The sequence below is a fragment of the Aminobacter sp. MDW-2 genome, assembly GCF_014250155.1.
Lineage (GTDB): Bacteria > Pseudomonadota > Alphaproteobacteria > Rhizobiales > Rhizobiaceae > Aminobacter > Aminobacter ciceronei.
Genome location: NZ_CP060200.1, coordinates 87,213 through 107,222, shown reverse-complemented (window position 1 = coordinate 107,222; position 20,010 = coordinate 87,213). Strand labels below are relative to the sequence as shown.

General features: G+C 63.0%; 18 protein-coding genes. 5 read left to right on the top strand and 13 right to left on the bottom strand.

The genetic code is table 11. The annotated features are described in order from the left end of the window. Positions 1–452: 452 nt before the first annotated feature. The 4 genes from H5P29_RS32310 to H5P29_RS32295 all read right to left on the bottom strand — a co-directional run bounded on the left by H5P29_RS32310 (position 453) and on the right by H5P29_RS32295 (position 3,753). Positions 453–839 (bottom strand): hypothetical protein, encoded by a 387-nt coding sequence (locus tag H5P29_RS32310; protein WP_185910477.1) that lies wholly within the window; start codon positions 837–839, stop codon positions 453–455. Then, positions 836–1,468 carry a hypothetical protein gene (locus tag H5P29_RS32305; RefSeq protein ID WP_154386593.1) on the bottom strand — a complete coding sequence of 211 codons (633 nt, stop codon included), beginning with the start codon at positions 1,466–1,468 and terminating at the stop codon, positions 836–838. Before H5P29_RS32305 ends, H5P29_RS32310 begins: the two co-directional genes overlap by 4 nt. Beyond that, positions 1,465–1,938 (bottom strand): hypothetical protein, encoded by a 474-nt coding sequence (locus tag H5P29_RS32300; RefSeq protein WP_154386594.1) that lies wholly within the window; start codon positions 1,936–1,938, stop codon positions 1,465–1,467. The genes H5P29_RS32305 and H5P29_RS32300 overlap by 4 nt, the downstream gene beginning before the upstream one ends. 93 nt (positions 1,939–2,031) lie before the next feature. Next, the gene (locus H5P29_RS32295) at positions 2,032–3,753 is read right to left on the bottom strand and encodes a ParB N-terminal domain-containing protein (protein ID WP_154386595.1); all 1,722 of its coding nucleotides are present in this window, start codon (positions 3,751–3,753) and stop codon (positions 2,032–2,034) included. Between the two features lie 429 nt (positions 3,754–4,182). On the opposite strand from H5P29_RS32295, the gene H5P29_RS32290 reads away from it, so the two are divergent. After that, entirely contained in the window at positions 4,183–4,833 is a 651-nt protein-coding gene (locus H5P29_RS32290; RefSeq protein ID WP_154386596.1) for a hypothetical protein, read from the top strand. A gap of 34 nt (positions 4,834–4,867) precedes the next feature. Here the strand turns inward: H5P29_RS32290 and H5P29_RS32285 are convergent, their stop codons facing one another. After that, entirely contained in the window at positions 4,868–5,056 is a 189-nt protein-coding gene (locus H5P29_RS32285; protein WP_154386597.1) for a hypothetical protein, read from the bottom strand. Positions 5,057–5,173: 117 nt separating this feature from the next. Here H5P29_RS32285 and H5P29_RS32280 point away from each other — a divergent pair, with 117 nt between their 5' ends. The 3 genes from H5P29_RS32280 to H5P29_RS32270 are packed head-to-tail and all read left to right on the top strand — an operon-like array spanning position 5,174 to position 8,352. Further along, positions 5,174–6,781: a DUF2130 domain-containing protein gene (locus tag H5P29_RS32280; protein ID WP_154386598.1), complete on the top strand. Its 1,608-nt coding sequence runs from the start codon at positions 5,174–5,176 to the stop codon at positions 6,779–6,781. Next, positions 6,774–7,727: a ParB/RepB/Spo0J family partition protein gene (locus tag H5P29_RS32275; protein ID WP_185910476.1), complete on the top strand. Its 954-nt coding sequence runs from the start codon at positions 6,774–6,776 to the stop codon at positions 7,725–7,727. The genes H5P29_RS32280 and H5P29_RS32275 overlap by 8 nt, the downstream gene beginning before the upstream one ends. A 49-nt stretch (positions 7,728–7,776) precedes the next feature. Further along, positions 7,777–8,352, top strand: a complete 576-nt coding sequence (locus tag H5P29_RS32270; RefSeq protein WP_154386600.1) for a hypothetical protein — start codon at positions 7,777–7,779, stop codon at positions 8,350–8,352. 27 nt (positions 8,353–8,379) lie between these two features. Here the strand turns inward: H5P29_RS32270 and H5P29_RS32265 are convergent, their stop codons facing one another. The 5 genes from H5P29_RS32265 to H5P29_RS32245 all read right to left on the bottom strand — a co-directional run bounded on the left by H5P29_RS32265 (position 8,380) and on the right by H5P29_RS32245 (position 16,188). Beyond that, positions 8,380–13,512, bottom strand: coding sequence for a helicase-related protein (locus tag H5P29_RS32265; protein WP_185910475.1), 5,133 nt, complete (start codon positions 13,510–13,512; stop codon positions 8,380–8,382). Positions 13,513–13,597: 85 nt separating this feature from the next. Further along, on the bottom strand, positions 13,598–13,996 hold the full coding sequence (locus H5P29_RS32260; RefSeq protein ID WP_154386601.1) for a DUF3085 domain-containing protein: 399 nt from the start codon (positions 13,994–13,996) through the stop codon (positions 13,598–13,600). 12 nt (positions 13,997–14,008) lie between these two features. Next, positions 14,009–14,611, bottom strand: a complete 603-nt coding sequence (locus H5P29_RS32255) for a DUF1419 domain-containing protein (protein WP_185910483.1) — start codon at positions 14,609–14,611, stop codon at positions 14,009–14,011. A gap of 115 nt (positions 14,612–14,726) precedes the next feature. Beyond that, positions 14,727–15,719: a DUF3991 and toprim domain-containing protein gene (locus tag H5P29_RS32250; RefSeq protein ID WP_154386603.1), complete on the bottom strand. Its 993-nt coding sequence runs from the start codon at positions 15,717–15,719 to the stop codon at positions 14,727–14,729. 283 nt (positions 15,720–16,002) lie between these two features. Continuing rightward, positions 16,003–16,188, bottom strand: coding sequence for a hypothetical protein (locus tag H5P29_RS32245; RefSeq protein ID WP_093037073.1), 186 nt, complete (start codon positions 16,186–16,188; stop codon positions 16,003–16,005). 751 nt (positions 16,189–16,939) lie between these two features. Here H5P29_RS32245 and H5P29_RS32240 point away from each other — a divergent pair. Further along, positions 16,940–17,515 carry an SOS response-associated peptidase family protein gene (locus H5P29_RS32240; RefSeq protein WP_093037070.1) on the top strand — a complete coding sequence of 192 codons (576 nt, stop codon included), beginning with the start codon at positions 16,940–16,942 and terminating at the stop codon, positions 17,513–17,515. Between the two features lie 71 nt (positions 17,516–17,586). Here the strand turns inward: H5P29_RS32240 and panC are convergent, their stop codons facing one another. From panC to H5P29_RS32225, 3 genes are all read right to left on the bottom strand, one after another. After that, on the bottom strand, positions 17,587–18,453 hold the full coding sequence (gene panC / locus H5P29_RS32235; protein ID WP_093037067.1) for a pantoate--beta-alanine ligase: 867 nt from the start codon (positions 18,451–18,453) through the stop codon (positions 17,587–17,589). Beyond that, positions 18,450–19,295 carry a 3-methyl-2-oxobutanoate hydroxymethyltransferase gene (panB, locus tag H5P29_RS32230; RefSeq protein ID WP_093037064.1) on the bottom strand — a complete coding sequence of 282 codons (846 nt, stop codon included), beginning with the start codon at positions 19,293–19,295 and terminating at the stop codon, positions 18,450–18,452. The genes panC and panB overlap by 4 nt, the downstream gene beginning before the upstream one ends. A gap of 441 nt (positions 19,296–19,736) precedes the next feature. Then, positions 19,737–19,997, bottom strand: a complete 261-nt coding sequence (locus H5P29_RS32225; protein WP_334155710.1) for a thioesterase family protein — start codon at positions 19,995–19,997, stop codon at positions 19,737–19,739. Between the last annotated feature and the right edge of the window lie 13 nt (positions 19,998–20,010).

Here is a 20,010-nt window from a genome sequence, read left to right as displayed (position 1 = left end):
GAAGCAATCCTTTCTAGCGATGCCCTTCGGGCGATCCGGCCCCGTGCCGGTCTTCCCTGCGGGTGCGGTCAAAGAGAACCGGCGGAAACTGGACGCTTCAGGGTCCGGGGCCTGCCAGGCGAGCAAGGTTGGCTTGCGGACAAGCGGGGCTAACAGCCCTGCGCGGAACGCGGGCCAGCCTTGTCGAGACCGGCGGGCTCCGGCCGCATCGCGGCGCAAAGCGGCCTTGAAGGGGTCAGCCGCCGGTTCAGACCGCAGCAAACCCGCCGGGAAGACCGGCACGGGGTCGTTTCCATGAATTGGCTCGCGCGAGGAAGTGCGACAGATCAATCCGCTTCGCCGGCATCACGGCCGGACAGTCGCCGCAGGCCCTACCCGGATATTGCCCCGTTACCCGCACAGCCCGCCACACGGTTTCGGACAGGGCTGCCCTCCTGATCGCAGGTCGGGGCTCACGAAACCGCGCATGGAGACGCGCTGCGAAGGATCAGGCCGCGGAGGACCGCCATATCCAGCTCCGGATCGACCTCCGAGAACCCGTGCCGGCGACGGAAGGCGGCGATCGCCGCATCCTGGCGGGCGAGCTTGCGCGACAGACCATCGACCTCGCGGTGACGGGAAAAGTTCAGCTCCGATAGCGTGGCCCGGTAGAGCTGCTCGTCGGCATGGCTCCATGTCGACCTGGACTTCCGGTAATCGCGTGATCTGGCGCGGAAGGTGGTCATCAGGCGCTCCGCGCGCGCCGCAATCTGCCGCTCGATCAGCCCGAGATGGGCATGCGTCTCCCGGCGGGCAGCTTCCATGCGCGCCATTATGGCGATGTGCTCTGCAATCGTCATGAGGCGGCCTCCCGCAATCGTTTAGGTGTGGACGTGAGGGATCGCGGCCAGGCCTCGGGATACCAGTGCCGGATGGTCTCTTCGGCGCAACGTTTCTCGAAATCGGTGAAAAGATCGGGAAAGGCCTGCGCAACGGCCGCCCAGCAGCAATCCTCCTCGTAGAAGCCGTCGGCGCTTCTCAGAAGGGGATGGATGTGGGCATTGCGGTCGGGGTCGAGATGGAACCCGCCATGGCTCGGGGTCGAATGGCAGACGACGCCTTCGGCATAGTGCGTGGCATGATCCGAGAGCCCCCATGGGGTTGCTTGCCGAGCCGGGATGCTGCGGCGGGCCAGTCTACGCAATTGTGCCTGATGTCGGGCGTTCTCCTCGACACGGGCGCGGAACGCCGCTTTGCCGTCGAGCTGCCCGCCGTGACCATAGAAGCTGGACTGTTTCCATTCGGAGATGGGCAGAGGCAGCTTCCATGCATGGCCGAGATAGCGTCCGCCATTGTAGGCAGGGATCATCGCAAAAGCGTTCTCCCCAACCAGTGCCGCGAAGAGGCCATCGCTCGTTCGCCCGTAATACACCTCCGGGAATCCGGAGGTGTTGTCGATCGTTGCCTCGGTTTGAGCAGTCGCGTTCATGCCGCCCTCCCCTCGACGGCGTCGGCCGCCGCGGTATCGGCCGATACGTCCTCGAGCACCGCGTTAGGATACCGATGAGATTGCAGCCAGGTCTCCGCGTCCTGCCGGTTGGCGGCGAGATAGACGAGTTCGGCACCCTCGCCGGCGCGATCGAAGACCTGGACCGAGCCCGGTGCGGGTCGGGAGATCACCACGAACTTCGAGCCGCAATCGACCGAAAAGCTCTTGTGGACGCGCAGGACGATGACACCGCCGCTGCCATAATCGCCTTCATGCAGCGTGAAATGCGCGGGCGACGAATACTGCCCGGTCTGCCGGGCTGGCGTCTTGCGGATCAGGCGGCCGCCGCTATTGGCGCTCTCCCATGCCGAGAGTTTCTTGCGATGACGCTCGGGCGGGCGCGGTGTGCCGTCGGAGTAGCGGATGATGGAACCGAGCGGCACGAGATCGTAGATCAATTGAGCGGACATATTGTTTCTCCAGTGGTGCTGTTGATGAAAACAGAACCGCCGCCGGCGCGATTGCCGGCGGCGGGGTGGGTTGGGAGGAAGTGGATTGGCGGCCTATTCGGCGGCGACGCGCCAGGCTTCAGTTTCTTCGACGGTGTGGCCGTCATCGACCGGATGCTCGTTTGCCGTCGCCCCGGTCTGATCACCGTCGAGCTCATCGACTTCCCGCGCGGTGTCGTCGTCAGCCTCGTCCGGCGCGGCGTACCGGGCCGTCCAGCTCGTCAGCTCGGCGACGTCGGGCGCGAACAGGGCCGAGGGATGGACGAAGTGGCCTTCCTTGAAGTGCTCGACGAGGGCTGCGCGCGTGTCCTTGACGCGGGCACGCGGCAGGACTGGCGTGTCCTTGCAGGACGCCTCCAGCGCCGGCCGCGACAGGCACGACATGAACTCGTCCGTGCCCATGTTCGGCAGGAAGCCGTCGGCGCCGACGGTATCGCCGGCGACCCGAGCGACGATGCCGCTGTTGGTCCTGTTCTCCCGGCATGAGAGGACGTCGATCAGGACCTTACGCGCGACCTGGTTGAGCGTCTCACGATCGTATACGGGCCTGCCGTCTTCCCCGAAAAGAAGGGCTGCATGACGCTCCAGCCGCGCGTGGCCGTAGACCGTGCCCGAGGAACCGGAATCGACGGAGACGTTCCTGCCCGCGAAGGCGAGAACGAGCAGCGCCATCAGCATGTCCTCCTCGATTGGCGCGCGGGCGAGCGCCTCGTGCAGCGCATCGGTGCGGAAGTCCCCGATCATCTCGATCCCCTTGCGCGTCACGTCCGGACGGGCCTTGGGAGCGACCAGCCCCGTGTCTGTACCTGCGGCGTCGGTTGCATCACCCTTGCCCTTCGGCTTCTTTGCCTCGGGCATGCGATAGGCGACCGTCTGCACCTTGCCCTCGCGGTCGAGATACATCGCGGTATGATCGGACTTGCCGGCCTTGCCATAAACTCGCTCGGCCTTCGGTGGCAGCTTGGCGTCGCCCCATTGGCCCGCGTCGACGATGACGCCGCGCTTGGGAAGGTTGTTGGCCATCCATTCCTGCTGGGCGCCAAGATAGGCGTCGACGTCGGTCGTATAACGGCTGTCCTCGTCTGCCGGGGCGAACAGATCCTCGACCCAGGCGATTCCGTAGGCATGTGCCAGATCATCCCCGAAACTGGCATGTTTTGCGAACATGCGGGTCTTGGTCAGACCCTGCGCGACAGCCCACCATGAGACCTGCGGGTCGGCCTTGGATGGCTTGTGCTTCTTCCAGATCTCTTTCTGATCCTCGAGTGCGGCGGAAGCGATGGTGCGAAGCTGGCGCTCATCGGGCATGTCGCCCTTGGCCATCTGATCGAGCATTGATGGCAGGACGTTCGCCAGAAGCCGCAGCTTCTTGATCTGGCGAACCGGCAATGCCAGCGCGATGGCGATCGCCTCCTCGGTCCAGTTGAGCGCAACCAGGCGCTCGATCGCCCGCCACTGGTCGACGGGATTGAGCTGCTCATGGGCGAGCGTCTCGGCCAGCGATCGCATGGCGCCACCGTCCTCCGCGCGCTCGATCACCAGCACGGCGATTTCCTCGAGGCCCGCCGCGATTGCCTGCTTCACGCGACGATGCCCGGCATCGATGACAAAGCCGTTGCCGCCTTCGGTCTCGGGGGCGACGACAGGCGGCTGCACGATGCCGACAACCTTGATCGTGGCCAGCAACAGGGCGTCCGCCTGCGGGCTCGATTTGGAGCGCCGCGCCTTGTCGGGATTCTCCTTGAGCGCGCGCGGATCGACAAACTTCAGTTCCATTGGGATGCTCCGTTTCGGGTTGCGGACACCGCCGATCGCGGGTCCTTCTCCGTCTTCTTTTCTGAAGACATCCCCCGGCCCGCGGAGCGGACGGGCCGGTGCAACTGCCTGTCGAGCATCCCTGCCCGGCAAGCCAAGCGGGGCTAATCAGCCCTGCGAAGGACGACGCGGCCGGGATCGCGAGCCAGGCGGTTGAGCGCAGGCGTCAGCGGTGCGGCCGATCCGCGAGGAGGGTTTCTTTCCCTCCCTATTTTGCCAATTGGTTGCGGCTGCTTGCTGATCGTCTCGCAAGAACCGAGAATGTCGCCGTTCCTGTCGCTTTCTGGAATGAGCAGGACGCTAGAAGCGATCATCAGATCCCTGGAACGGAACGGCTGCTTTAGCGAATTTCCGCGGCTACGATCGCAAGCCATTTGGCTAGGAGGACACATGGGCGTACCGGACAGATTTGCCATCGAATATCCGCAACGCGCATTACAATTGATCGAATTGCTGGAAGAACCTGCGCGCAAGCACGATTTGCTCGGCTCGTTCGGTCTGCTGGCGGCAGCGGCGATCCTTACAATTCCCTACGAACGTATGCGGGCATCGCATGTCCTGGTTGATGGAGAGCGCGACGTCGATCTGGTGAAAAGCCTCAAGACGCTCGAAAAAACCAAATTCTTTGAGGCGCCGTTCTGGCAGTCTGCGCCGGACGTAGGAGCATGGCGGCAATCGCGCATCGTCAATTCCGTTGATGAAGTGCATGGCTGGCACGATCAGGAAGGAAGGCATCCACTTTCCGATGATGCGAACACCATCGAGAATCGCAAGGCCGGCGAGGTTCTTCGCGTGCTTCGCAACGCCTTGGCGCACGGCAATATCATCTATCTCGACAAGAACGGTCAGGAGATTGCTGGAAACCGGATGGTCTATATGGCCTTCCTGTCCCGTTACGAGGAAACACCTGAACAACGCGAGCAGGCTGAAACCTATCGCGTTCTGGTGACGACTGAGGAAGCCTTCCTCCATTTCGCAAAATCATGGGCGAACTGGGTTTGCGGTCTCGACCTCGACCCGCGCGTGGCGAAGGCAGCATGAACGGCGACCAAAGAAGGTCGCCGTTCTTTTCGGATCACGGGCGACCGCTCTTGTTCCGGGTCGCATCGACCAACTTGTAGGTCTGGCCGGACTTCGGCGTCGGCGGCATCGGCTCGCCGCGCGTAACGGTGCGCTCTTTGCCGGTGTCTCCACCACGGGGCCCGAGAATCCCGTATTGTCCAGAACGCGGGGCAGCATGCCCCGGCTTGAAAGTCTTTGTCATGATTGCCTTTCCGGAGCGCGCCTGATGCGAGCCCACATCCAACAAAATATCAGTACTTGACTTCAGGATCAAGTAGGAGAAAATAGGTCCCAGTTTCTAGCAACCCCGGAGGTCAATGTGGCCGCGTCAGCATCACCCCTTCTAAAGGCGACTCCTGTTCCCTCGTCGTCGTTCCTGCACGATCACGACGAGGTTTGCCCGCTGTGTGAACAGCAGATCCCGCACGACCAGATGGATGAGATTAAAGCGCGGATCGAGACGCGGCAGAAGAAAACTGCGGAGGAACTCTCGGCTCGCCTTCAGGAGCAGTTTTCCCGCGAGAAGGCCGATGCCGTTGACAAGGCCAACAAGGACGGCGCCGCCAAAGCCGTCCTCGCCCGCGAAGAGGGCCGCAAGGCCGCCGAGGCCGCAGCCCAGGAGGCGATCGCGGCGACGGTACTCGCAAGCAAAGAGGCTCAGGATCTCCTGTTGAGCCGCGTGACGCAAGCGGAGGCCGAAAAGCAGAATGCCGAACAGATGCGGGTCGCTCTCGAGGAGCGGCTTGCCCAGCAACAGCAGGAGCGCGGCGCCGCTATCGAGGCGGTCCGGCAGGAGGCCCTTGCGAAGCAGGACAGTATTCGGGCAGAGGCCAAGGTCGCCGCTGAAGCGGCGGCCAACGAGCGGGTCGCGTCTGCGGAGGCCGCCAGGCTGAAGGCTGAAGAGGCCGGGACGAGCCTCAAGGCACAGCTCGACACCATTACAGCTGAAACGGAAGCGAAGATCACGGCGCTGACAGAGTCCGCAGCGGCGCGCGAGATCGAAATCCGTTCGGAAGCTTCTGAGGCTGCCGCTGTGGCCGCCCAAAGCAGGCTCACTGAGCTTGAAGAGGCGAGGAAGAACGCGGAAGCCAAAGCGGCTACGGTCGAGAAGCAGCTCGCCGATCATCAAGCCCTGCTGGATCAGCGCCTCCAAGAACAGCGCGAGGCGCTCGAGCTCGCTCAGACTGCGGCCGTCAATGCCGAGAAGGCTCTCGCGTTTGAGGAAAAGCTCAAGCTGTCCGCGAAGGTGGCGGAGCTGACTCGGGCTCTCGACAAGAAGACCAACGAGGAGCTTGGCGAGGGCGCCGAGGTCGATCTGTTCGAAGCTCTGAAGGCTGAGTTCGAGGGCGACAGGATCGACCGCGTCAACAAAGGGCAGCCCGGTGCCGACATTATCCATGTCGTCATTCACAACGGCAAGGAGTGCGGCACCATCATCTACGACTCGAAGAACCATGGCGCATGGCGCAACGACTTCGTCAGCAAGCTTGCAACCGACCAAATGGCAGCCAAGGCGGAACATGCCATTCTTTCGACGAGCAAGTTTCCCGCCGGCGCGCGGCAGCTGCACCATCAGGATGGCGTTCTGCTAGCCAATCCTGCCCGCGTTGTCGCTCTGGTTCAGCTGATCCGCCACCACATCGTGCAGACCCATATTCTGCGCATGAGCGGTGAGGAGAAGACCCAGAAGACGGCTGCGCTCTATGACTTCATTACCTCGGAGCGCTGTACCGATCTGATTGCCCGGATCGACACTCACACGGACGACCTGCTCGACATCCAGGTAAAGGAAAAGAAGGCGCACGAATCTGTCTGGAAGCGTCAGGGCGAGCTCATTCGGTCGGTGCAGAAAGTGCGCGCTGAGCTGAGTAATGAGATCGATACGATCATCGGCACGGCGGGGGTGTGGGAGCAGGATAATGAATAACCCCGTCCCGATGGCGGGTCGCGAACGCGACAACGTCGTTAACCTCCAGGAGCGCCGGCTCGATCGTACCGTTCTTCGGACGTACCGCACGAAGGCTGACATCGACTCCATCCTTCCCAATGACAAGCAGCCGAGGCTCGGGCCTAAGGTTGACGAAGAACTGCAACGGCAGATCGAAGCCAATGGCGGTTTGTTCGAGCCACTACTCGTCGAACCCCATCCCGATTTCCCCGGAAAGTTTCGCATCATCGATGGCGATCGCCGGTGGACGAATTCGCGGGCCTTGGTAGAACAGGGGAAAGAAGAATTCCGCCAGCTTCCCATCGAGGTTACCGACCGCACACTGAGTGACGAGGATCGGCTTCGCGCGTGGATCTATATCCATCGGCAGCGCAAGGAATGGGACGCCAAAGAGAAGGAAATGGTGGCCTACCGCCTTGTCGACCTGATGGGACGCGCCAGCGCCGCGAACATACTCGGAATCACCGTTCGGGAACTGGACAAACTGGTCGATATTTTCGAGCTGTCGGAGAAGTTCACCAGCCTTCGCGACCCAAGCGCCGCCATCACCTGGGCGCGTGAGATGATGGGCGTCAGCAAGAAGCTGTTCACTCCCAGCATCGTCGACGCCGTCGTCAAGAAGGTGAACGACAAGCGCATAACCAACTCCAAGGACCTGCGCAAACTACGATCGATCCTCCCCGATCCGGTGGCACGCGCGCATTTCCTCAGCGACGCGGGGGATCTCGATTCTGCAATGTTGCGTCTGGGACCCACCGAGAAGAAGCCAAAGGGCGGATTGTCCGGGGATCTGGAGGCCGCGGTTGAAGCGATGAAGGGGGTACCCTGGACCACGTTGCAGGATCTCAAGGGCGACCCCGACATCCTGAAAAAGATCGATGACGCCGAGGCGCTCCTTCGATCATTGCGCAAGGCGCTTTCGTGAGTCCCGATCAATCTGCAACACGCGTTACGCGGCGCCTATAGGAGGTCCGATGATCATCGGCAACGTACTGTTTCTCGAAGAGTCGCTCGACCGGTACCTGCGCGCACAGGAGGGCGCAGTCGGCAACCACGTCCGCCAGAAAGTCAGCAGGGTGGACTTGATCAAGTCTGACGCGGAGATCGTGCACGCCCTTTTGCCCGAGGCTCGTGTCGCCCCGCTAAAGGTGGACTTCGACAATCCACAAAAGGACGCGCAGGAGGCACGCGTGCGGGTCCACGACATGTTTGACGGGATGGTGGAGATCGACGGAGTTCGTGCAACTCGTAGCTTCGCGTTCTCCGGCGACCCTGGCCTGTTTAGGTTGCGGACCAATCCATACTCAACCACCCTGCCTCATGGCGAAATCAGCAACCGGCGGGTCATTATCGGCATGTCAGGTCGGAACGACGCCGAGACGTTGAAGCGGGAGATCGATCGCCAGGAGCAGCTCTTGCGCGAATATGTGGAAACCTCGACAAAGCAGATCGAGGCGTACAACGACAAGCTTGGGGCGCTGCTTGGCGAAGCCGTCGCCAGCAGGCGCCAGCAGCTTGCCAGCCTCGAAGATCTCAAGAACCGCATTTAGGTTTAGGGCGGGAAAGCGGGTTTCCATTCATGCCGCCTGGCGGGTCGCATGATCAGCCGCCCCTACCACAACGCCGGGACCGTCATCCGTGCTGGCGGCGAGATCGGCTTCGAGATCGGCCAACTGCTCCCGCTTCAGTTCAAGCTCGGCCTCGAAGGCGAAAGTTTCGCCAATACGTGGCTGATAGGAGGCTACACGCCGGCGGGCATCCTCCAGCCGACAGCGATAATTATCCTGCTCGCCCTCGAAGTTCGACAGAGCATGCTCGAGGCGAGCAATCGCGCCGAGCGGCGTGACCGTGACGGCAAGGTCGATCTCGTAGTCGGCGCCGGAGCGCATCAGCACCGTGGTGTAGCGATACCCGTCCCGGCCGAAGCGCTCGCCTGAGAACTCCAGGTCGAAGCCGCCAATCGCGGCTATGACGACCTCGCCCTCTTGGCTGAGCTGAACAAGGGTGAGGATCTCCTTCATCAAGGCGCGGCCGGCGAGCTTGCGTTCGGTGAAGGAGGTTCCGGTGACGGTCATTGTGAAGGCATCGCCAGCGGTCGACACCAGACGCGCGATGTCCGTTCCGATTTCGGCGATGCGCCGGCTCGAAAGCTCGATCTCGCGCTCCGCGTCGCGGACCTGGCGGCGGATGGCGTGCTGGTCGTCGATATGGGCGGCATGGAGCCGGTCGAGACGGGCGATCTCGGCCTCAAGCCCTGCCTTTTGCATCAGGCGCTGATCGCCCGATGCGATGGCCTTGGCCATGGCGAACTGGTTGGCCTGCCCCTCGCCCATATCCTCGAGGCGGCGAATGGACGTGTCGCCCGATAGAGCCGCCGCGATGAACCGGGCCTTGCGCTCATTGTTCTGCCACATGGTGGCGTCGAGTGAACCGAGCGTCGCATAGGCATAGAGTCCGATTTCGTCGTGCTGATTGCCCTGGCGGATGATGCGGCCTTCGCGCTGCTCGATCTGGGAGGGGAGCCAGGGAACGTCGAGATGGTGCAGCGCCTTCAGCCGCGCCTGCACATTGACGCCGGTGCCCATGGTTTCGGACGACCCGATCAGGATGCGGACCTTGCCGGCATTGAACTCGTTGAACAGCCGCTGCTTGGCCTCCGACTTCTTGAAGTCCTGCATGAAGGCGATTTCCGACGGCGGCACACCGAGGCGGACGAGCTCGTCGCGGATCCAGCGATAGGCCGAGAAGCCGCGGGAGGCTTCGACATTGATGGTGCCGAGATCGGAGAAGATGAGCTGGCCGGCGCCGGACTTGTCGAAGGGCTTGCCGTCCTTGCGGACATATTCGTTCTCGGCCGTCTCCTGCCAGATGCGGAAGGTGTTTCGGACAAGCGCGTTGAGCTTGTTGTCATCCTCATTGTCCATGGCCGGCATGACCAGGCGCAGGTCGATCGCGGCATGGCGGCCATCGGTGATGACCGAGAGCAGGATATCGTCGCCGGGCTGCGCCGGACCCTCGCGCTCTTCGATGGCCTTGATACGATCATCGAGGTGACGCTGATAGGCCTTGAAGGCAGTGGTCGGCTCCGCCGTGATGATCTGCCGCTTGCCGCCGGCGATCTCCGGAACTTTCACATATTTCCGCAGGTCGGCGGGCTGCACCACGTCCGCGAAGGACCGGAACATGGCGATCAGCTCGGGGACGTTGACGAACTGGGCAAAGCGCGTGACCGGCTTGTATTTGCCGGACGGCTGCAGCTCGAGTTCCGTCGAGGTGTCGCCGAAGGTGGACGCCCAGGCGTCGAACTCGTGCAGTCCGCGCGCTGCGAGAGCAGCATTGTCCATCAGCCGCTGCACGGTGAACATTTCGCCGAGCGTGTTGGTAATCGGCGTGCCGGAAGCGAGCACGAGCGTCCTGCCCGGATTTCTCGTCTCGACGAATCGGGATTTCACGTAGAGGTCCCAGGCCCGCTGCGAGCCGCTGGGATCGACGCCCTTCAGCGTCGACATGTTGGTGGCGAAGCTGAGCTTCCTGAACTCCTGCGCCTCATCGACGATGATCTGGTCGATGCCGATCTCGGAGATGGTGAGCAGATCGTCCTTGCGGCTCGACAGCGCCTCCAGCCGCTCCTTGTGCCCCTCCTTCATGCGCTCGATGCGCTTTCGGGAAAGCCGGTCCTCGCGGTCGACCTTGGTCAGCAACTCCTCGTAAGCCTCGAGCTCGTCCTGAATCATTTGCTGCTCGAAAGCCGAGGGAATCGAAATGAAGCGGAACGCCGAATGGGTGATGATGATCGCGTCCCAATTTGCGGTTGCCGCCCGCGACAGAAAGCGATGGCGCTTCTCCTTGACGAAATTGGTCTCGTCGGCGACCAGAATCCGGGCATTTGGATAGAGCGCCAGAAACTCGCGGGCCGCCTGCGCCAGGCAGTGGCCGGGAACGACCAGCATGGCTTTGTTGATCAGCCCGAGGCGGCGTTGCTCCATGATCGCCGCCGCGATCGAGAGCGTTTTGCCGGCGCCAACGGCGTGGGCGACATAGGTCGAGCCAGCCGAGATGATGCGCCAGATCGCCCGTTTCTGGTGCCCATAAAGAGAAAAGGCGCCGGAGGCGCCTGGAAGCAGGAGATGGTCGCCGTTGAATTTTCGCGGCGCGATGTTGTTGAAGGTGTCGTTGTAGAGCCGCGCCAATCGGTCAGTGCGATCCGGATCGCTCCAGATCCATTTCTGGAACGCCGTCTTGATCTTCTGCAGCTTTTCCTTGGCCGCTTCGGTCTCGACGGTATTGAGGACGCGCCGTTCGGTGTCGCCGTCCTTCACCGTGTCGAAGATCTGCGGGATGGAGGAATTGAGCGCGTCGGACAGCAGCTGCCCGGCATCGCGACGATGCGTGCCCCATTCGGTCGTGCCGGCGGCGCTCCAGCCGAGTTGGCGCGCACTGACCGTCCAGCATGCAAGTTCGGGCGTGTGATGGATGCTGATGTCGGCATCCATCGTCTGTTTGACAAATGTGACAATGTCGGTCGCCGGAATCCAGGGTGCGCCGAGGCGGGCGGTGATGTCGGAGGGCCTGAGATCGGCGGGCTGGACGCCCTTGAGCGCTTCGACATTGCGGGCAAAGGCTGGATCGAGCGCAGCGGCGGCCTCGGCGGCAGCGAGCTTGGAGCGAACGGCGCCGGAGAGATACGCATCGGCGGTTTGCCAGGAACCGGACGTCGGATCCCGGAAGATCGCCTGCCCCAACTCGTCAACGACATCGGCGACATCGCGATGCAGCAATTCCGCGATGTGATCGGCGTCGACATGGCCACGTTCGTTGAGCACGACGGCGAGGGCATCGGCGGCCGACGTGATGATCGGCGGCGGCGGCGGCGCGATGACGCGCTCGGTGAAGATCGGGCCGGACCGGGCGGTATTGGTCTCGAGGTCGTAGTCCTCGATGGATGCTACCAGCCAGCAGTCGGGGTCGTCGAGGAAGGGCTGGAGATTGGGACGGCGATGCGTCTCCCGCACTTCGCCGGTTTCTGAGTCTTCGGTGGTCGAGACGGTGGTGAAGTTGATCGGCCCGAATTCACGCACGAAGTTCGACCAGGCAATGCGCAGCTTGACCTGCGCCGGCTTCCACTGCCGGTCGAATTCCTGGAGTTTCAGCACCTCGCGCACGGCGTCGCGGATCGGGATCAGCTTGCGAATGATGCGGGCCTGCTTGTCGGAGACGCCGTCCCCTCCCCGTCCCTTCCTGACGGTGATGGTCACGGCCTCGCCGTCGACCATTTGCATCAGGGCGGCGTTCTTGCCTATGAAATAGCTGCCTTCACGAGCGGTCGCGCCGTTCGGCATAGTCGCAGTTGATGCCGGGTCGTCGCCACTGTCGTCTACGTCGGGACCGCAGTCTTCCGGCTTGCCGTCATAGATGGCTTCTGGAAGCGCCTGGATCGCGGTCGCGAGCGCGGCGTCGAGATCGACGTCCGGGCGCGGTAGGCAGGTATAGGTCTCGTCGGTACCGTAGATGCCGCGCCGCAGCGCATGTTCGCCAAGAACCATATCGGGGTGCTCGGCGAACCAGCGATTGACCCGGATACCCCCGTCGTCCTCGCTCAGTGGTCGCACCTCCGCCAGATCGAGCCAGCCTTGATCGCCCGCCACCTCTCCGTCCTTGCGCTTGCGGAAGAAGAGGACGTCGACGATGACATCGGTTCCGGCATCGGCACGGAAGCTGCCCCCTGGCAAACGTATGGCGCCGACAAGATCGGCCGCAGCCGCGATCGTCCCGCGTGCACGGCCATCGGCCTTGTCCATGGTGCCGCTCGAGGTCACGAAGGCGGCCAGCCCGCCGGGCTTCAACGCCCGAACCGCCTTCACGATGAAATAGTCATGCAGGCGCAGGCCGAGCGCGCGCAACGCGCGGTCGCTGCGCACGGTGCGGTCGGAGAAGGGAGGATTGCCGATCGCCAGGTCGAAATGCGCCGGCAGATCGACCCGCGCGAAATCCTGATTGAGTATTTTGGCGCGCGGCTGCAGCAGACGGGCGATCCGGGAGGTAACCGGATCGATCTCGACGCCCGTGAGATGGGTGACGGGATGTAGCGCCGCCGGCATCAGCGCCGGAAACAGTCCGGTGCCGACACCGGGCTCGAGCACACGGCCGCCGCGAAAGCCGAGCCGCTGCAGGCCCGACCAGATGGCCCGGACGATATATTCGGGGGTGAAGTGCGCATACTGGGTGCAGCGGGCGAGCGACGCGTAGTCGCCGCCGTCGATCGCGTCCTCGAGGTCGGCGCCGATGTCCGCCCAGCCCTCGCGAAACTCAAGCTCGCCTGGGAGACGAAACACGCCGTTGGCGAGCTCGGAAGCGCCGAAGCCGGTGAACCGGATCAGCGCGGCCTGCTCGTCGACCGAGGCCGGACGCTGCTCATCGACGATCGAGGCGGCGAGCCGGATCGCCGCGATGTTGTCGCGGGCGCGCTCCCGCCAGGATTTGGCGAGACCGCGCGTGCCGGCGAGATGGAAGTTCTCGCCATTGGGCGCCCGGCGCAAGAGTTGAGCATCCGCCGTGGCGGGCACGGCAGGCGTGGGAGAATGCGGGGCCGGGTCGTCATCGTCCGGATCGTTGGCCGCACTGTCGGAAAAGGCGGTCACGCCAAGGCCGAGACCTGAGGAAAGTGCGGTATTGCCGAACAGGTCGAGCGTGAAGGGGTCGTCGTGGGACACGGGATATCTCCTGGGATTATGGCGAGCGCGATCACGCGACCCGCGTGTGCGGCCGCGCGAAACGCTGACGGGGTTGTGGGATGGGCTAGCGGGCGATCAGCGACAGCGAGACGTCCGTCTCGGTCAGTTGCACGCGCAGATGCGTGCAGCGCGTGTTCCGGTCGAACAGCGGGATCAGTCTTTCAGCGTCGAGGAACTCGATGCCGTCGTCACCACCAAAATGCCGGTTCTTGTAGTGCCACCAGTCGGGATTGCCGACCGGGTGGCATTCATCCGAATAGATCACGAGGGCGCGCTCACCCTCGGCGAGCTTGCCGTTGGAGAGGAGATAGACGCCCTGATCGCCGACCAGCCAAAGTCCCGGCTTTTCATCCTTACCGGGCTTGATGCCGTAGTAGGGATTGCGAAATCCCCCATTGACGGCGGCATCGGCGATGCCGCGCTCGATGACCTTGCGAACGCCGAGAATAGGAAATGTGAACATGACAGCCTCCGATCAGGCTGCAATCGCGGCGGGCAGGTAGCGGAGATGGACCGGCAGCTTGGCGCTGATCTCGGGGGCGGTCAGATCGTCCAGAAGCTTCAGGACCGTCCCTTGGCCGCCGCCATAGACCAGCACGGTTCGCTTGTCCTGGTCGGCCTCGGGCCACCGCTCACCCGCATAACCGCGATAGTCGGCATGGGTCGTGCTCCAGATATGGTCGAGCCGCTCCGCGCGCGTCATGGCACGGACGGGGCGGGATTCCCGCTCGATGATCACATCGCGCATGCGCTCGGCCGAACCCTTGGCCGACATATCGCAATAGGCGTGGAAGTAGCGTGGCCGCCCATCGATCGAGAGTGCGAAGAAGACGCTGGTGATCGAGCCGGTCATGAACTCGCGCATTGCGAACATGTCGCCGCGAATCCAGAGCGGCGGCAGGATCTCGAACATGTAGTCGTGCTCGGCCCGGCCGATCTCGAACCACTCGCCGTCATAGAGGCGGCCGGTGAGGCGTGCCTTGCTCATCGGCGCCGGGCCATGGCGATCGAACATATGGAACATCTGTTGGCGCGTGGCGACGCCCTCGAAGACCTTGCGGAAGGAAGTTTGGGTGATCATGGCGGCTCCTGTCGTCCGTCGGCATCAAGCGCGATCCTGTCCATCCGACCGGATCATCACCTTCATGCCTTCTCATCACCCATTCCCGCGGCCGCCTCTCCGGTCCGGCGGGTCAAGGGCCGGCGCCAGCCGGGCGCAGCTTCCCTTGACGCGACGGCCGGGCATGCGGCAGCGATTCCGCTCTGATATCCCCTTCCACTCCCGGGTTTCCTTTCCCCTGTCCTTTCAGATCGCTGTTCCAGTCCTGCGTGGATGGCCGCAGCCGCTCGTACCGGCACCCAGTCTCACGCACGATCTCCTGCAAACGACGGGCATAGATCTCGCCCTGCCGATCGTTGTCGGTGGCTGCGGCCATCAATATGTCGGGGTTCGAGGCGATCGACCGGATCGCGTTATCGCTGACGGGCGACCACCCGCCCCCGGTGCTGACGTAGAGGGTGTCGGCACGCATGCCCTCGAGTGCGGCAAGGCTCATGGCGTCGATCGCCGCCTCGGTGACGCAGAGCCGAAGCGCAGCCTCGTTGCCGAGACGGAACAGTTGCTTGCTGCCGCCGGTGGAGAAGCCGCGCCACTGGGGGCCGCGTTCTTCCCAACCGATCAGTTGCCTGGTTTGGTCGACATGCGCCGTCCAGATGCTGCCGCTCGGCCCCTCGCGCAGCAGGCCTTGTGCGATAGCGGCCTGCAGAATGGATACTGGGATCGCACGCTCATCTGCCAGATATCGCCAGGCGCGAGACCCGATGGTTGGAGGTCGTCGGCGCCGCCATCGGTCGGTGATCGAAAGTGGAATGCCTGTGCGCTTCGGGCAATTCCAGGACGGCGTGGCCGGAACATAGCCGACGAGACTGCGAACCGCCTCGACGGCCGCCGGAAAGGCGATACCGGCCAGGTGACCGGCGAGGGTGAAGACGTCGCCCTTGGCATCCGAGAGTGGATCGAACCAGCCCCTGCCATTGTGGATGACGATGATGATCTCGCCTGCCCCGCGCCGGTACTTCACGGCGCGTGTGGTGCTCTCCTTGACGTCCACCGTCCAGCCCTCGCGCTCGAGCACGGCGGCGCAGGGCACCTTGTCTCGCAATGTCTCGATTTCATGCTGCTCCATGGGTCAATCCCGCCGGCGCCGCGGGGCGTCCGGCCCTTTCCTTGTCCAGATCTGTTTGTCTACCTTTCCGGCAGGCCTCGAGGTCGGCCGCGAAGCCGGAAGGCCGCAGGGGCGCACCGGCTTGCCGGGGCGGCGCAGCCTCCCTTGCGGGCTTCCCGGCGCAAGCGGCAAAACCTCGTCCCAATAAGGGCTCGTGGCGTCCCGCCACCAGCAGGGAAAGGACGATGCGACGCGCAACCCGGCCTTCAGACGGCCGGGCGCTTGGCGCGCGAGGAAGGCCGGCTCAATGAGCCGGCCGACCGCCCTGGTAGGGATCGTATTCGAAGAGCGGCTCGATTTCGGCGTCGTCGAGTTCGTCGGCGGGCATGACGCCGTATTCGTCGTCGACCTTGAAGAGAATAACCGGCACCATCAGGGTGCGGGCGAGGTTCCAGGCATGGTTCTGTGCGAGTGAAAGATCGTGCGACATTGAAGGGCTCCGTCCATGGGCGGGGCCGATCCCCGCTCTGGTGCCCGTCGGGTCCGGGGCCCGGCCGCAATCACCGCGCAGGCGAAGCCGCAGCGGCCGCACGCTCGCGTAGCGGACCCCTTGTGGGTTGATTGGAGGAGGACGGACCTGGACCAGGAAGCCAGCACAGCAAGCGGGGGCGGACCTGCGCGTGGATGGATCCGCACCCAGTCGCATCCTTCCCGGTAGCAGAGAGCCATTGCAGAGACCGGGCTTGACGTGCCCTCAGTATTGTCGCGGCGACCCGCCTCTTCGTGTCATGGCTCAGGATCCGAATGAACTCGATGACGAAGTTCGTGATCGACAATCGACCGGACGACGTCGATATCCATCTCGGCCGACGGTTCTATCCGCGCCACCTCGGCAGCTACCTTTGCCCAGTGGAGGAACTGGCCGTCTTCGATCGCGCGGGATGTTGCGGCAAGCCGTTGTGCCTCATAATAGGCAGTCGGGCCGTGGAGACGGACGAGGCGCCTGGCGTCTTCCCGCCATCGGCGACGGATCGCACGCCGCCTCTCTACCCACGCCAAAATCGCCCTCAGCATCTCAGAAGCACTCCCCCCAACTGCACGAATGCCCCTGCCCGCGTCAGGGATGGACGCCCGGAGGGTGAAGACCCGCACCGCGGGGCTTCAGCTTCGCCGACAGTCCGGTTCCGGAGGAAGACGCCCCACCCCTCGAAAGATTTTGAAGTTCACGCTATCCTTACCGGATGTGCAATGCCTATGAGCAACACGTTCGCTGGGTTGAATACTGCCAGATGATGCAGGCGTTGGAGCTGGAGATACCAACGCAACAGACAGAACTCGATCTGCCCCAGGCGGACGATATCAGGATCAACGATATGGGACCGGTCATGCGTGCGGCCGGCGACATGATCGAACTCGTCCAGATGAACTTCAGCTTCCCGCCATCGGGGCCCAGGGGTGGGCCGGTCTTCAATTTTAGATCGGAAGGGCGAGACTTCGCCGACAGCAAGCGCTGCCTGATCCCGGCATCGGGATTCTACGAATTCACCGGCAAGAAGTACCCCAAAACCAAACATCGCTTCAGCCTGATCGGAGCCCCCTTCATGGCCATCGCCGGGCTATGGCGTGAGGCCCAGGGCAATCACCCAGCCTCCTTCACGATGCTGACGACGAGTCCAGGGCCGGACGTCGCGCCCTACCATGATCGTCAGGTGGTCGTGCTCCAGCCAGATAACTGGGCGGACTGGCTCCGTTTAACCAAGCCGCAGGGCGAACTGCTCAAGCCCACCGGCCGAGGCCTTCCCTGCAATTGCAGTTAATTTGAGAATCCCGCAGCCCATATTCTCATGATTAAATGGTCAACCCGAACCAAACCGGCGCATTCTTTCGGTTAACTGCTAAGCGACAGCAGGGGAACAACTTCGACATTGTCGATCAGTCGTGTGTTGCCGAGCCAGGCGGCCACCAGCAGACGCGCGGGACAGTAAAGTGCGTTCAAAGGCCGAAGATCGGCGTCTGCTCGCAATTCCAGATATTCCACCTCCCGGTAGCCTGCCGAAAGGATGGCAGCGCGCGCCTCAGCCAGTGTCAGGCTGACCGGCGCTCCGTTGGCGATCTGTCCGGCTGCTGTGTGCAGAATCGACGCGAGCTTCGGTGCAGCCAGTCGCTCCGCCAGTGAGAGCCGGACGTTGCGCGAAGAGAGCGCCAGCCCGTCTTCTTCGCGGACTGTCGGACAGCCGATGACGGTGATCGGAATGTCCAGATCCCGCGCCATGCGGCGAACCACATGAAGCTGCTGGAAATCCTTCTCGCCGAAAAACGCGAGATCGGCTCCGGTCTGCAGGAACAGTTTGGCGACGACGGTGGCGACGCCATCGAAATGACCCGGCCGAAACGCGCCGCACAGGCCCTCGCTGACGCCGCCGACCGAAACCGCGGTGGCAAAACCCTCCGGATAGATTTCAGCAGCGTCCGGCGCGTAAAGCAGATGCGCACCCAGTGGCGCCAGCTTTGCAGCGTCCTCCACCTCGGTACGCGGATAGGCGGCAAGATCGGCTGCGCTGTTGAACTGCTTTGGATTGACGAACAGCGTCACGATCACCCGGTCGGCCTTTTCGAGCGCGGCACGCACCAGGCTGAGATGCCCTTCATGCAAGGCACCCATAGTGGGCACCACAGCAATGCTGGCTGCTTCGCGACGCCATCCCGCAACGATCGTGCGAAGATCCGCCACGGCCCTGACAATCGGAACATTCATGCCGCTTCTCCACCCTTGATCGTTTTGGGCTGATCGCGAAAGACATGCTCTGCACCTGGAAAGCGCCGCTCGCGCACTTCGTTTGCGTAGGCTGCGATCGCGGCTTGTGCCCGCTCCCCGAGTTCAGCGTAGCGCTTGACGAATTTCGGCCGGAAGTCCGTGAACATGCCAAGCATGTCGTCGACCACCAGGATTTGGCCGTCACAGGCTGACGAGGCGCCGATACCGATGGTGGGGATGGCAATGTCGGCGGTAATCCTGCGAGCGAGCGCTTCCGGCACCTTCTCCAGCACAACGGCAAACGCGCCGGCTTTTGAAACCGCGTCGGCATCGCGCAAGATGCGTTCCGCATCGTTGCCACGCCCCTGCACCTTGTAGCCGCCAAAAGTATTGACTGCCTGTGGTGTCAGGCCGACATGCGCCATCACCGGAATGCCGCGCGCGACCAGGAACTGGATCGTCTCCGCCATACTCTCGCCGCCCTCGAGCTTGACGGCGGCGCAGCCGGTCTCGGCCATCAGCCGGGCGGCATTGCGAAAGGCCTGTTCGGGCCCTTCCTCATAGGACCCGAACGGCATGTCCACAACCATCAGTGCCCGCTCGATGCCACGGCGCACCGCTTGTGCGTGCATGATCATCATGTCGAGCGTGACGCCCAGCGTGGACGGCAAGCCGTGCAGCACCATGCCAACGCTGTCACCGACAAGCACGATATCGCAGGTGGTATCGACAAGCCTCGCCATCGGTGTCGTGTAGGCAGTGAGACAAACCAGCGGCGTCCCACCCTTGTGTGACACGATATCGGGGGGCGTCAGGGCCTTCACTTCACCTGTCGCGCTCATGGCATTCCTTCCCTTACGTTAACCGCCTGAGGGCGTTTGGCACAATTTTGTGCAGATGCGAAGAACAAAAACTTCATGTCGCCGGAGACGTTGACGGCTGGTCGGGGGCAGTCCACGTTCGTCGGAAGTTGAACCAATCAGCCTCGACGGAGGCTTCGGACACAAGCCGTACGCAATGGAAGATACTCCCTCCAAAAACACTGAGGAGAACCAGAAAACGGGACCAGGGCCACGAAGTGAACGTGGATCTGATTGCGGTGCTTGTTCTGACCCCTACAACAGCGCCATTCCGGGTAAACTGGAGCGTGGGGTAGCTTCTGCGATTGCTGGGCCCGGGGACGGCAAGCAGACTGATTGCTGACAAGCTGACGGCGTCTTGGAGATGTCTCCCTGGTGCCGGTATTCTGACCGCACAGTGAGGAGCGTTGCCGACCTCCTTCCCTAGCTAGACGTGGACGAAGAAGCCTTCAGCGCGGCGATCTCTTCTTCATTCCGAAACAGGGCAACCTCATAGCGAACGGAGGACGTTCCGAGCCTGGCGACGCGGATACCGGCCGTTACCTTATCGGGGAAAGCAAGTTCAGAAAAATAGCGGCACCCGGTTTCGACGACGAGCCCAATCTGGTCGCCGCCATGGATGTCCAGCAGGCCCTCGCCGATCAGCCAGCCATTCACCGCAGTGTCGAACAGCGAATAATGCACCGCATTTGTTCAT